11 protein-coding genes are annotated in these 13,465 nt (G+C 68.6%); 4 read left to right on the plus strand and 7 right to left on the minus strand.

The genetic code is table 11. The features are described 5' to 3' along the window. Positions 1 to 154: 154 nt before the first annotated feature. From KEG57_RS54315 to KEG57_RS54335, 5 genes are all read right to left on the minus strand, one after another. Positions 155 to 1,462, minus strand: coding sequence for a hydroxyacid-oxoacid transhydrogenase (locus KEG57_RS54315; RefSeq protein ID WP_272428076.1), 1,308 nt, complete (start codon positions 1,460 to 1,462; stop codon positions 155 to 157). Positions 1,463 to 1,466: 4 nt separating this feature from the next. Further along, positions 1,467 to 2,465, minus strand: a complete 999-nt coding sequence (locus tag KEG57_RS54320) for an NAD-dependent epimerase/dehydratase family protein (protein ID WP_272460073.1) — start codon at positions 2,463 to 2,465, stop codon at positions 1,467 to 1,469. Positions 2,466 to 2,831: 366 nt separating this feature from the next. After that, the gene (locus tag KEG57_RS54325; RefSeq protein ID WP_272460074.1) at positions 2,832 to 4,406 is read right to left on the minus strand and encodes a hypothetical protein; all 1,575 of its coding nucleotides are present in this window, start codon (positions 4,404 to 4,406) and stop codon (positions 2,832 to 2,834) included. A gap of 708 nt (positions 4,407 to 5,114) precedes the next feature. Next, on the minus strand, positions 5,115 to 5,666 hold the full coding sequence (locus KEG57_RS54330; protein ID WP_272460075.1) for a hypothetical protein: 552 nt from the start codon (positions 5,664 to 5,666) through the stop codon (positions 5,115 to 5,117). A 284-nt stretch (positions 5,667 to 5,950) separates the two neighbouring features. Beyond that, entirely contained in the window at positions 5,951 to 6,553 is a 603-nt protein-coding gene (locus KEG57_RS54335; protein WP_272460076.1) for a glutathione S-transferase family protein, read from the minus strand. Positions 6,554 to 6,700: 147 nt separating this feature from the next. On the opposite strand from KEG57_RS54335, the gene KEG57_RS54340 reads away from it, so the two are divergent. Beyond that, positions 6,701 to 7,432, plus strand: a complete 732-nt coding sequence (locus tag KEG57_RS54340) for a hypothetical protein (protein WP_272428081.1) — start codon at positions 6,701 to 6,703, stop codon at positions 7,430 to 7,432. Positions 7,433 to 7,435: 3 nt separating this feature from the next. On the opposite strand, the gene KEG57_RS54345 is transcribed toward KEG57_RS54340, so the two are convergent. Next, on the minus strand, positions 7,436 to 8,212 hold the full coding sequence (locus KEG57_RS54345) for a crotonase/enoyl-CoA hydratase family protein (RefSeq protein ID WP_272428082.1): 777 nt from the start codon (positions 8,210 to 8,212) through the stop codon (positions 7,436 to 7,438). Positions 8,213 to 8,453: 241 nt separating this feature from the next. Here KEG57_RS54345 and KEG57_RS54350 point away from each other — a divergent pair, with 241 nt between their 5' ends. Then, positions 8,454 to 10,373, plus strand: a complete 1,920-nt coding sequence (locus KEG57_RS54350) for a hypothetical protein (RefSeq protein ID WP_272428083.1) — start codon at positions 8,454 to 8,456, stop codon at positions 10,371 to 10,373. 378 nt (positions 10,374 to 10,751) lie between these two features. Continuing rightward, positions 10,752 to 11,117, plus strand: coding sequence for a hypothetical protein (locus KEG57_RS54355; protein ID WP_272428084.1), 366 nt, complete (start codon positions 10,752 to 10,754; stop codon positions 11,115 to 11,117). Positions 11,118 to 11,185: 68 nt separating this feature from the next. Here KEG57_RS54355 and KEG57_RS54360 read toward each other — a convergent pair whose 3' ends face one another. After that, entirely contained in the window at positions 11,186 to 12,448 is a 1,263-nt protein-coding gene (locus KEG57_RS54360; protein WP_272460077.1) for a serine/threonine-protein kinase, read from the minus strand. 125 nt (positions 12,449 to 12,573) lie between these two features. Here KEG57_RS54360 and KEG57_RS54365 point away from each other — a divergent pair, with 125 nt between their 5' ends. Then, positions 12,574 to 13,335 carry a glucose 1-dehydrogenase gene (locus KEG57_RS54365; RefSeq protein ID WP_272428086.1) on the plus strand — a complete coding sequence of 254 codons (762 nt, stop codon included), beginning with the start codon at positions 12,574 to 12,576 and terminating at the stop codon, positions 13,333 to 13,335. The last annotated feature ends 130 nt before the right edge of the window (positions 13,336 to 13,465 follow it).

Raw genomic sequence — 13,465 nt, forward strand, 5'->3', positions numbered from 1 at the left:
GTCTTGCCTCGGCCTGTTCGATGAACTGCGCATCGCGCAGTTCATCGACCCCGGGTCCAGCGCTTGCGCTGGTCCGGGTCCAGGGGTGGACAACCCCTGGTCGGGGTCCGGGGTGAAACCCCGGCGCAACGCTGCCAAACACCCGCGCCGTCCCTCACCAATAAGCAAAAGCCCCGCGGAAGAGCCCCCGCAGACCCTCCTCGTCGATCGCACACGGCGCATTCGACACGAGCCGCGCCTGCACGATCGTCCCCGCCGCGAGCGCCTCCACGTCGGCTTCGCCGTATCCGACTTCGGAGAGCCCATTCGGCACACCTGCCTTGCGCATCATTGTGCTGAGGTGCGTCGCCAGCACCTCGCCCGCGTCCTCCGGCGTCGCGCCGCGCACGTCCGCGCCGAGCCGCGCCGCGGCTTCGAGGTGCCGCGCCGGGCTTGTCTTCGCGAGCGCGCGGAAGACCGAGGGCGCGTTCACCACGACCGACACCCCGTGCGGCACGAGGGGCTCGCCCTCGGGATACCCCGGCATCGTGAACGAGCGGCACAGGCCCGAGACCGCGTACGACATCGCATGCGGCAAATGCACGCCCGCATTGCCGAACGCGATGCCCGCGAGCGTCGCCGCCCACGCCATTCCCTCGCGCGCCTCCTCGTCCTCCGCGTCCGCGACCGCGCGCAAGAGATAACGGCCCGCGAGCTCGAGCGCGTTCTTGCAGCCCATGTCGCTCCACGGGTTTGCTCCCTGGCTCATCGGGCGCTTGCTCGCCTCCGGCGCCCGCGGCCGCGTCGAATAGGGCCGCGCCGTGAACGATTCGAGCGCGTGCGTCACCACGTCGAACCCGCTTGCCGCGACCACGCTCTTCGGCATCGTCCGCGTGGCCGTGGGATCGACGATGGCCCGGGTCGGGCGCAGTCTTCGGGAGGCGATGCCCGTCTTCGCTTTGCGGCCCGTGTCGTCGAAGACCGCGATGCCCGTGCATTCGGCGCCCGTGCCCGTCGTCGTCGGGCAAGCGATGTGCGGGGGCAGGGGGCCCGGGACCTCGCGGCCCTCGCCGATCGGGCGGTTCACGTAGGCATAAAAATCGGCCGGGTACGTCGCGTAAAGCAGCGCGGCCTTGCACGTGTCGATGACCGAGCCGCCGCCGACCGATACGTAGCCATCGAACCGGCCGTCCGAGGCAAACCGCGAAGCCTCCGCGAACGAACGATCCGTCGGCTCGATGTGCACCTCGTCGTACACCACGACATCGATGCCCGCGCGCCCGAGCGAGCGCCGCGCCTCCTCGACCGGCAGAAGCCGCGCGAGCCGCGCATCCGTGAAGAGCGCGACCCGCCTGAGCCCGAGCGCCGCGGCCTCCTCGCCGACCTCCGCGAGCGCGCCCGGGCCGAACGTGACGGCTGACGCGTCCATCGAGAACGCCGCGTCGCCGCCCTCGATCAGCGCATACCCGAGGCAATATCCCATCGCCCTAGACCCACTTCTCGCGACGATACCATTCGAGGGCCTGGCGCACGCCTTCCTGGAGGCGAACCTTGGAGCGCCAGCCCGTCGCCTCGCGGAGCGCGTCGCTCTTGCACGTCCACGCCTCCTGCGCGCCCATCTTCGCCTTCTGCCGGTTGAAGAGGCGCGGTTTCTTGTCGAAGCGCGTCGCGATCTCGCCGCCGAACGCCGCCACGTCGACGAGCATCTCCGGCAGATCCACGGTGAGCACGCGCCGGCCGCTCGCTTCGACGATCGCGCCCTGGAACCGCTCCCAGGTCACGGGATCGTTGTCGCACACGAAAAACGCGCGGCCCTTCGCGCCGTCGTGCGTCGCGGAGGCGAGCGTCGCCGTGACGAGGTCGTCGACGTAGATGCCCGAGAACCAGCGCTTCTTGTTGCCGAAGAAGACATTGCGGCCGCGCTCGACCTCGCGGAAGAGGTTGAAGTAGTCGACGTCGCCCGGGCCATACACGCCGCCGGGACGCAGGACGGTCCAGGGGATCACGTCGCCCGCGCGCTCGACGACGCGCTCGGCTTCGAGCTTGCTCTGGCCGTAGAACTCGATGGGGCGCGGCGTGTCCGTCTCGACGTGGGGGCGCGTGGCGCTCGAAGGGCCGAAGCTCGCGAGGGAGCTGACGAGGACGAACCTTCGCACCTCGGGGTGCTTCTTGCGCAGCGCTTCGAGCAGGTTTTCCGTGGGCATCACGTTCGCCCGCTGGAAATCGGTGTACTCGACGCCCTTCGTCGCGCCCGCGACGTGCAGCACGTAGTCCGGCTTTTCCTCGGCGATCAAGCGCTCGAGGCCCGCGCGATCGTCGTACTCGACCTCGACCGAGCGCCCCCGCTTCGCCGGAGGCGAGCCGCGCCGCCTTAGCGACACGACGTCCACGCCGCGTTCGACGAGCGTGCTTTGCAGGCGGCCGCCGATGAAGCCACTCGCGCCCGTGAGGAGGACTTTTCCGGTTGAAATTCCGAGCTCTTCCACGTCGCCGCTTTGCCTCAACTGGCGCGGGGCGGCAAGATCCGAGCAGCGTCTCATCCGGGAGCGTTTCGCTGGGGCGTTGCCCCAGGCCCCAGCAGGGGCTATCCGCCCCTGCACCCGGACCAGCCAGGGGCTGGACCCAGGGTCGATGAACTGCGCGATGCGCAGTTCATCGAACAGGTCGAGGCAAGACCAAGGGCGACCCTGCCAACGGGCCCGTTGGAAGAACTGCGCGTTGCGCAGTTCTTCCATCACGAGTCCAGCGCTTGCGCTGGTTCGGGTCGAGGGGCGAACAGCCCCCGCGGGGTCCGGGGCAGCGCCCCGGCGCGGCGGCCCAACACTGCGAGCTGGTGCTTGTGGAACACCCTTTCAGAAGGGCGCGAGCGTCTCCAGGATCCAATAGGCCTCCTCGCAAGCCTCGGCCGTGTGGCAGCGAGCCTGGAAGTACAGATGACCGACGCTGTCGCCGCCCCCCAACACCGGGAGGCAGAAGGGAGGGCAGACGGCCTCCTTCTCGTCGAAAGCCACGAAGAAGCCTTGGGTATACCCCTGGGGCATCGCGAGCTCGGTCGCGTCCATCCTCTTCGTGACCGCGTGGTAGCTCCCGATTCGAACGGGCGTCGTGGAGCCGCCGAGCTCGAGGCCGTATTGACCGAGGGTGAAGGACGCCTCGAAATCGTGCCGATGGAGCGTGATCCGCGCGCCGGGGCCACATTCAAAGCCGTTCCGGCGCGTGGTATCGACGTCGGGCGGCGCGAAGAACGTGAAGAGGCGCGCGAATTCGCGCCGGGTCCAGGTCTCGGGCACCGGGTGCGGCGGGCGCTCCACGCAGCGGCCTTGACGACACATCGCGGTCGGCTGGGCGCTGCAGACCTCGTAGTTCGTCACGCACCGCGCTTCGAGCCACGCGCGCGCGAGGCGATCCGCCTCTTCGGTCGAGGTCTGCCGGTTCTCGAACCGGAAGCAGCCGTCGAGGTCGTACCATTGGTCGCCGCGAAGCGTGGCGCGGCAGTCGTTGTCGTGCGTGCAGGTGGAGACGCGATCCATCGCGCTCGTGTACTGCCCCGCGAGCTCTTTGCAGGAGGCCGGATCCCCGAGCTGCGCCTCGGCCTTCTTCTGCGCGTTCGCCTCGGCCTCCGCCTCGACGCGAGCGGCGAACGCGCGCGCGTCGTACGAGGCCTTCCCCATGCAGATCGCCGCCCCGAACACGGCCGCCTGCGCGGCGAACGGTCCCATCTTCCGCAAGCGCCGCCGCGAAAACGCCGCCCCGAGCACGCCCGACACCGCGGGCAAACCCGCGAACGCGATGGGTAGGACCTCCAAAGATCGATCCGTCGCGCCCGCGGGCACCAGCGTCCACGGCGCGCCGCCCTCGCGATACCCCGCGGCCGCCGAGGCCTCCTCGGCGCGCACGAGCTTGCCCGCCACGACGACGCGATCGCCGTGCGCGATCGATCGCATGCGGAGCGGCCCTGCTGGAAGGGGATCCCGATCCCCGCAAGCCGCGTGAATCCGCGCCGCCACCTCCGCGGGCAGCGCGTCGATCGAGTCGTCCCGCGTCTCGCGTGATCCCGCGACGACCAGGGTTTTCCCGCGCAGATCGACGGTCCCGTCCCGCATCACGAGCCGCAGGCGCGCCGCGCGCGTGTTCGCCTCGCAAAACCGCCCCGCGGCCGTGGCCGCCGCCGCCGGAGCGCCGTCCTCGAACCGCGCCCCCGGCTCGCCGACGACCTCGAGCACCCCTTCGAGCGTGACGTTCGCCGCCGGATCTAGCCCCGCGAGCGCGGTCCGCGGCTCGCCGAGCGCGTGCCGCGCCGCCCGCGCCTCGCGCCGCGCCGAAAACGCCGTCCCGAGCGCCCGCGCGCCCATTCCCACGACGAAGGCTGCCGCCCCGCCGAGGGCCCCGGTGAGCGCCGCCGTCTCCGGACCTTGGAACGGATTCATGCCGGCGCAGGATAACGTACGTGAGGCTGGGCTCCTTGCTGGATCGAACGTCCTCGGGGCCTTCGAAGGGGTTGCGCATCGCTCGGCACTGCGTCGAAGAACCTCTCATGGGGTGTCGGGACGCAACGCGGAGGGGCCTTCGAGCCTGTCAGGGGATGGGCAGGGCAACGCGGAGAGGCCTTCGAGCCTGTCGGTGGATATGGAAACGCAACGCGGAGAGGCCTCCGAGCCTGTGGATGGGTGGGCAGACGCAACGCGAAGCGGCCTTCGAGCCTGTCGGTGGGTGGGGAAACGCAACACGGAGAGGCCTTCGAGCCTGTCCGTGGGTATGGAAACGCAACGCGGAGAGGCCTTCGAGCCTGTCCGTGGGTGGGCAGACGCAACGCGGAGAGGCCTTCGAGCCTATCCTTGGGTCGTCAAGCGCAACGCGGAGAGGCCTTCGAGCCTGTCCATGGGTGGGGAAACGCAACGCAGAGAGGGCCTTCGGGCCTGTCCGTGGGTAGGGAGACGCAACGCGGAGAGGCCTTCGAGCCTGTCGATGGGTGGGGAGACGCAACGCGAAGCGGCCTTCAAGCCTGTCGGTGGGTCGCCAAGCGCAACGCGGAGGGGCCTTCGAGCCTGGGGAGGGCTCGAGCGACGCAATGCCTTGCGTTCGCCCACCCTCCCCGAGGGTCCCGCGCCTCAGCTCCAAGGACGCAGGGCCGTCGCTCACTCCCGGACGATGGCGAGGTTGATGTAGAACGCCGCGGCCATGACGAGCGCGGTGTGCCGGGATCGCGCGTCGGTCAGGCCCTCAATCTCGTTGGGGGTGGGGCGGTTCGGCAAGAGGAGCGTATGGCCCTCGACACGGATCACATGCTCCGCGTTGCCGAGCACGCACGTGTCCCCCGAGATGCGACCGAACAGGCGCTCCGCGGGCATCCGGCCAGGCCGATTCACCACGAAGATGCGACCGTCAGGCTCGACCCTGCCCGTGACGCCATCTTTGAAGATGAGCGTCCCGTCGGCCCGCAGGGTCGGCCCAGGAATCCAGATCTCCTCGTTGCCCTCGCCGCCGAGCCAGTATTGTGTGCGGCCATCCGGGAGCAGGCGCGCGAGCGTCGCACCGTCCTCGCGGATGACGAGCTTCTGGAGCTGGATGACCGGCGTCGAGGAGGGCGAGGTCTCCAGCGCAGGCGTCTCGGCGGGCGGGGAGGAATGCGTGCACGCAGTAGCAAGCGCACTGACGAGGATCCACGCCCAGATCGGTACCTTGAACATGCCGCGTCCTTTTACACCTGCAAGGCTGAGGCGCTGAGCTGGGGCGTTGCCCCAGGCCCCACCAGGGGCTATCCGCCCCTGGACCCGGACCAGCGCAAGCGCTGGACCCGGGGTCGATGAACTGCGCGATGCGCAGTTCATCGAACAGGCCACCGGCCCGTGGAAGAACTGCGCACCGCGCAGTTCTTCCCAAATAGTCCAGGGCTTGCCCTGGTTCGGGTCGAGGGGCGAACAGCCCCCGCGGGGCCCGGGGCGGCGCCCCGGCGCGGCGGCCTCACGAAGAATCAGGCGCGTTTTTCGAGGTAGGCCGCGACGTTGGGGAGTGCGCGGAAGCGGTCGTGGAGGGCGCGGAGCTTGGGGAAGTCTGCGAGGCTCTCGGGCTTTGTGGCCATGTGGTTGTCGAGCGTGTCGAACGCGAGCACGTCCGCGTACGTCGGCGACTCTCCGCCGCCGAACCAGGTACAGCTTCCGAGCAAGCCTTCGAGCGTGCGCAGCGTCGCCGGCAGGTCGGTCCAGTACTTGTCGATCACGGTCTGCGCGGTGTTCATGAACGCGGCGAACTGCACGGGCGCGAACTTCGTCCGCCAGTCGTTGATGGTCTCGGCCGCGACGTCCGCGTTCGTCTTCTCGACCTCGTCCTTGCCAAAGAGGTCGAACACGCGCGCGAGGTGACGCACGATGGCCATGCTCTGCGGGATCTGGCGCTCGCCGGATTCGCTCCGCTCGACGAGCACGGGGAGCTGGCCGAGGGGCGTGTTCGGCTTGAACTCGGGCCAGTTCGTGATGGGCGTGTTGGTGAAAGCGACGTTCGCCGTGGCGAACATGAGCCGGATGGGCTCCGCGCGACCACGGAGCGGGAAGTAGAGCAGTTCGTAGGAAGTGGACATGGGCCGACCTTCTATCAGGAAGGCATGAGCCCGAGAAGCCCGGCACGTTGCGAGGGCGAAGAGGCGCCTGGATGCGTGCGCCGCCCCTCGATTTCCCCGTGCGAATCCCCACGAACTTGTCTACCGTGCGCCGCTCGGAGGACGCGCATGAGCGACGAGGACGATTTCGAGGACGAGGAGTACAGCGACGAGGACGGGGGCGACGAGGAGCCGAGCCCCCACGAGGTTTCGTTCGACGAGGAGACGGAAGGCGTCCTCGTCGCGGGCAAGCGCTTCTCGGCGAGCGGCATGACGCGCAAGCAGCTTGGCGAGTTCGCGAAGCATGTCGAGGCGGTCGCCGCGAAGTCGGGGCACGCGGTGACGATCGTGGCCTCGGGCGACCTCACGGATACGGGGCCGGCGCCGGACGACACCGTCTACACGGAGGTGCACATCGGCCTCGAAGGCGGGCGCGGAGGGACGGACGGGCCGGAGACGATCTCGCGTGATGTGGCGCTGCACGTGCTCGAGAAGGCGAAGGCGGTGCCGGACGAGGTGTGGGCCGCGATCGGCGAGAAGCTCGAAGGGCGCGAGCGCGAGGCGTGGGATGAGGCGTCCGTGTCGATGTACTTCACGTGCGTAGGACCTCTCACGGCCGCGACGCTCGCGTTCGGCGTGCTCGGGACCGAGGACGGCGAAGGGCCCGGCAAGTACATGCGCGGCGTGAACATGGAGCAGGAGGCGCACGAGGAGGGCGTGTGGGGCCTGAAGGTCACGTACGTGCAGTACGAGAGCCCCGAGAGCGAAGAGGTCGATCTCGGCGACGCCGCGCACGACGAACGCGTGCGCGAGCTCGGCGTCGAGCATGCGCGTTACTTCATCATTGCCCGCTACGATTGACGCCTAGCGCCCTTGAAAACGGCCGGCGCGCCTCTCGACGAACGAGCGCATGCCCTCGGCGGCGTCTTCCGTGCCCATGATGGCGCGGGCTCGCTCTTCGAGGCGCGCCGCTTCCACCTCGGGCCCTTCCGTCATCGCCGCGCGCGCTGACGCGAGCGTGGTGCGGACGGCGATCGGCGCCTGCGCCGCGACACGCTCGCAGATCCACGTGGCGCGATCGAGGAGATCGGCCGCGGGGACGACCTCCTGCACGAGCCCGATCCGATACGCCTCTTTTGCGTCGAACACGTCGCCCGTGAGCAGCCAGCGCATGGCATTGCCGTGGCCCGCGAGCGCCGGGAACCTCAGCGTGGCGCCGCCGAACGGGAAGATGCCGCGCTGCACTTCGAGCTGCGAGAAGCGCGTGTCCTCGGCCGCGATGCGGATGTCGGCGGCGAGCGCGAGCTCGATCCCGATCGTGAAACAATACCCCTCTATCGCGACGACCATCGGCTTCGTGAGGCGCCGCGGCCCGATCGCGAGCGGATCGACGCTCCCCTTCGGGTAGAGCGCGCGCCCCGACGCGACCGCGGGACCGACCTCCGCGAGATCGAGCCCGCCTGTGAAATGGCCGCCGTGGGCGAACAGGAGGCCACACCGGAGCCCCTCGTCTTCCTCGTAGGCCGTGTACGCCTGCGCGAGCTCGTCGAGCATGGCGAGATCGAATGCGTTGCGCTTCTCCGGTCTGTTCAGGCCGATGCGGACGACATGACCGAGACGCTCCACCGTGACGCGTGCCATGGGCGGACGTTACCACGGCCGGGGCGGGCATGTCCTCGCCGAATCAAGAAAAGAATGCGGCGCCAGGATCGCTTTGCCCTGGTATTCCTCGTGCCCAAACGTTCGCATGAAAAAAGAGGTGACGGGTAGCAATTCTGTATTTTTTGCTTAGGCTACGGCTTTCATGATCACATCGTATTCGCTCCGCGGAGCGATTTGCCGGCTTCTACCAATGGCTGGTGTCGCCCTCCCATTGGGAATCATGGCGTGTGGACCGGGAGACCCCCTCACGTTCGACCCGGCCGTATCCGACGACGAGGCAGCCATCTGCGTGGAGGTGCCGGCCACGGAGAAGGTCGAGGGGAAGTTATGGGGCCTCCCTACACGGGATGTCCCCGTCGACGCGACCCGCGAGCCGAGGCGGGTGAAAATGACCCCGCCTCCGAACCATTGGCAGATGCAGGTCGGCGTCCTCGCGCTCTCGCCCGATTGGCAAGACATGCTCGCGATCGAGCACGTGCTCGCGCCGATGGGCATCCCGTACGCGCAGACCACGGCGCCGAAGCTCGCGCTCCAGCACGACATCGCGATGTTCTTCCCCGACGCGTACGAGGAGTCCTTCCACGCGACCGACATCGAGGCGATGGGGAATTTCATCGGCAAGGGGGGCGTCCTCGTCTGGCGCGACTCCGATGTCACGTTCCTGCGCGATCTCGCGGGGGTGCCGGCGTCGACGTTCGGGCTGCCCCATCATGTCGTGCGCCTCACGAAGGAGGGAGAGGCTGCCTTTCCCTCGCTGGATCAGCCCGAGGAACGGGAGATCCCGCTGGGGGGCGGGCCGGAGGAGTTCCTCAATACATGGACGCTCGAGGTCGACCCGACCGCGGAGGGCGTCGTGGTGCTCGCGACGTTCGAGGACGGCTCCCCGGCGATCGTGCGCCGGAATGCGGGCCCGGCGGTGATCTACACGATGGGCGTGGATTTTCGGGACGTCGTGATTCGCAACCAGCTCGGTTACCCGCTCGACGGCGCCGCCCGTGGCTACATCAATGTCTTCGAGCCTGCCACGGACGCATGGCTTCTCATGATGCGCGACATCTACGACGCGCACGCGCGCTTTGGCGTACGACTGCATACGGCCCCGAACGGGCTGTCCGGGGCCCTGCTCATATCACACGACCTCGACTGGGGACCAAGTTACGATCGATCGGCCGTCTACGCGGAGCGCGAGGCGGCGCTCGGCGCATCCACGACGTATTTCGCCCACACGAAGTACGTGGACGACGTGCAGGATCACGCGTTCTTCTCGCGCGATCGCGGCTGCCAGCTCGCGAGCTTCCTCCGCCTCGGGCACGCGGTCGGCTCGCATTCGGTCGCGCACTCCAAGATGCTCCACCTGTTCGAGGTGGGCGACGGCGCGGAGGCGTACCCGAGCTATGCCCCGTACAACGTGTCGCCCTACGAGACCCAATGGGGGACCCTGTACGGCGAGCTTCGGGTCTCGAAGTCCCTCATCGACGGGTCGCTCGACGCCGCCCGGGTCTCGCACGAAACCCAGAGCTTCCGAGCCGGCGAGCTCTCGTACCATCCCGAGTCCCCCTTGGCCCTCGAACGCGTGGGTTACCGCACCGATTCGACGCAGGCGGTGGGCGTGGTGCTCACGAACTTTCCTTATCGGCTCATGACCTCCTTGCCTGAAATCCAGGATACGGATGTCTTCGAGCTTCCCGTCACGCTGGAAGACGAGCTGCCCCCGCGCCTCGACTTGCGTGTCGAGCAGGCGCTGGGCGTCATCACCCAGAACGCGCGGAACGGCGCGCCGACGTCGCTCCTCATCCACCCGAACGTGACGGACTACAAGCTGGCCGCCGAGGAGATGATCCTCGCGAAGCTACCCGAAGGCGTGGCGGCCATGAGCGTCGATGCCTTCGCTCGGTTCTGGAGAGCGCGCGACGCGGTCACCTTCACGCTCATCGATTACAACGTCCTCGAAGGTACGCTGACGATCTCGCTCCGCCCCGAGGAGGCGATCGAGGGGCTCACGCTGCGCGTGGACGAGGTGCTCACGTCTGTCTCGGAGCCGGCAGGCGCCGTGCTGTCGCCCCCGAAAGACGGAGGGAGGCTGCTCGTCTTGCCCGCCCTGGAAGCAGGGCAGGGGGTCGACGTCGTGCTGCACTACTAGCCGAGCCACGCGCATCCCTTGCGCCTCGGGGTCCCGGCACGTGCACGCCAACCTTTCATGCAAACCTTGCAAGGAACAGCCCTGCCAGCCATTCCGCGAATCAGCCTGAGGTCCTTCGCAGATCCATATGATCTTCAAGGACATTTCGATCGTTCGTCGAGACGGGCCTCGCCGCGCCGGAGCCCGCGCCCGCGCCATCCGCCCCCGCCGCCCACATCTCGGTGGGATGCGGTGTGTACGCCGCATGCCGAGGTTTGGACTCCTCAGCTAGCTCACGATGTCGTCGCGGAGGCGTGCGCCGGGTCGCGTTCGGGCGAGGGCCGCGGGGCGGCATGACGATTGCAATCAGGTCGGCGCTACCACGAGAGGTGCGGACTCATGGCGCGTGTCCTGCTCATCGACGACGATCACGACCGGACGGAGATCATCGCCCGCGGCTTGCGAGCAGAGGGGCTCGAGGTGGTGCACGTCGGCACCCGTCGCGAGGCCTTTGTCGCGCTCGACGGCCCCGGCCACTTCGACTGCGCGCTCGTCGTGCTGGCGCTCCCAACCGGCGACCGACTGGAGCTCGCCAAGGAGCTCCACGCACGGTTCCCCGGCCTCCACGTAGGCCTGGCGCGCGGGCACAAGCTCTCCGTGCGTCCAAACGAACACACGAGCGAGCGCACCCTGCGGTTCGTGCCTGTACCCGAAGACGGCCGCAAGCTCGCGCGGGCGCTTCGCTCGCGGCTCATCGCCGCCTGACACGTCAGCGTGCCGTCCGCCTGGCACGTGTGCCAGCACGTGCCCGGCACACGTGCCATCGCCGTGCGCTAGGCCACGATCATTCGGACGAGCGTCACGGCTGTGAAGATCACGGCCAGGAACGTCCCCACGAGGCTCCAGAACATGAGGCGCGGGTGCCGGTCCACGCCCCGCGCCGCCTCGCGCAGGAAGCGCTTCGCCAAGGTGCCGGAGCAGGCCACGTGCATCCGACCTTCGAGGCTCTGCCGCAAGAGCTCGATCATCTGCCCCGCGGAGTCGTATCGCTTCGCCGGGTCCTTCGCGAGCCCATCAACGGCGATGTGCACGAGCTCGGGCGGCAGCCCTTCCTGCGTGTGGTGGCAGCTCCGCTTCATGTCCCGAACGGTGGGCTCGTAGTCCATGACGCCTGACAAGATGTCGCCGAGCGTCCGCCGGTCTGCCAGGTAGTGGCGCAACGTGACGAGCTCGTGGAAGAGGACGCACGCGCTGTAGAGGTCGCTCCGCGTATCGAGCTTGTCCACCTCGCCGCGCGCCTGCTCGGGCGACATGTACGCGGGGGTGCCGACGAGCGCGCCGACGTGCGTCACGAACATCCGCCCCCGGTCGTTCTCCTCTCCCAGCGTCGCGTCCGCGCCCCGGGCAAGATCCCGCTCGGCCGCGACGGGCTTGGCGATGCCCCAATCCATCAGCACGACCTCGCCGTACCGTCCCACCATCACGTTCGCCGGCTTGACGTCCCGATGCACGACGCCGTTCGCGTGGGCGTAGGCGAGCGCCGAGAGGACGTCGATGAAGATCTCGACGCGGCGCTCGAAGGTGTACTTGCGGTGGTAGTCGGCGTCGCCATCGGCGAGCTTGCGGATGATGGTCTCGAGCGTCTCGCCCTCGACGTACTTCATCACGAAGAAGTACCGGCCGAGCTCGTCGACGCCGACGTCGTGGATGGGCACGATGTTCGGGTGCTCGAGGCGGCCGACGGTGCGGATCTCGTCCACGAAGCGGGCGAGCATCACGGGATCACTCGCCTCGGGCAGCAGGCGTTTGACCGCGACCTTACGGGCGATGTCCTGATCGTGCACGAGCACGATCTCCCCCATGCCGCCGGCGCCGAGGGTCTTGATCGGCTCGTACCGCGATTTGGACTCGGCCACGAGGCGCACCTCGGCGCCATCACCCTCGACGCGCGGGAGCACGGTGGTTCGCAGGGCCGACGAGGGCGGCGGCAGCGAGGAGACGGCGCGCATGGGCGCCACCGCGGTCTTGGCCTGGGCGAAGCCATCGTCCCCAGGCGCGAAAAGAGTCTGCGCATTCATGGTTTCGAGCAGGGTCATGGGGAGTACCGCGAAGAGTACCCGCGCCGGACGCGATGGGAAAACCGCTCGTTCGTCCCGGCCGGGTCCCGCCTTTCTTGCAGCGAGCTTGACACGGAGCCGGCGGATCCGCTCTCCTCCGCGCCATGCAGCGATTCGAGAGGAAGGTAGCGCTCGTCACGGGGGCCGCATCGGGGCTGGGGGCGGCGGCCGTGCGTCGGCTGCACGCAGAAGGCGCGGTCGTGGTGATCACGGACGTGGCGGTGGATCGAGGGGAGGCGCTCGCCGCGGAGCTCGGGGCGCGGGCGGAGTTCACCGCGCTCGACGTGACGCAGGAGGCGCAGTGGATCGCCGTGCTCGACGCGGTGGTCGCGAAGCACGGTCGGCTCGACGTGCTCGTGAACAACGCAGGGGTGGGCATCGTGGGCGACGTGGAGTCGACGACGCTCGAGCAATGGCGGTTCGTGCACACGGTGAACACGGACGGCATGTTCCTCGGCTGCAAGCACGCGATCCGGCTGATGAAGGAGCGCGGGGGCGGGTCGATCGTGAACCTGTCGAGCGTGGCGGGCATCATCGGCGCGCCGAACCTCGTGGCGTATTCGTCGAGCAAGGGCAGCGTGCGCACGTTCACGAAATCGGTGGCGATGCATTGCGCGCGAAAAGGTTATGGGATCCGGGTGAACTCGGTGCACCCGGCGTTCATCGATACGCCGATGGTCGACGCGATGGTGGCGAGGTCCGAGGATCCAGCGCGGGCGAAGGTGGGCCTGGCGAAGTCCATTCCGCTGGGGAAGCTCGGCGAGCCCGAGGACGTGGCGGCAGCGATCGCATATCTGGCGTCGGACGATGCGAAATTCGTGACGGGTACGGAGCTTTTGGTCGACGGCGGGCTGCTGGCGACCTGAAAGGGGCCGCCGCGCCGGGGCGCTGCCCCGGACCCCGCGGGGGCTGTTCGCCCCTCGACCCGACCCAGGGCAAGCCCTGGACTCGGGGTGGAAGAACTGCGCGATGCGCAGTTCTTCCAACGGGCCGGTG

It is taken from the genome of Polyangium jinanense (genome assembly GCF_028435365.1).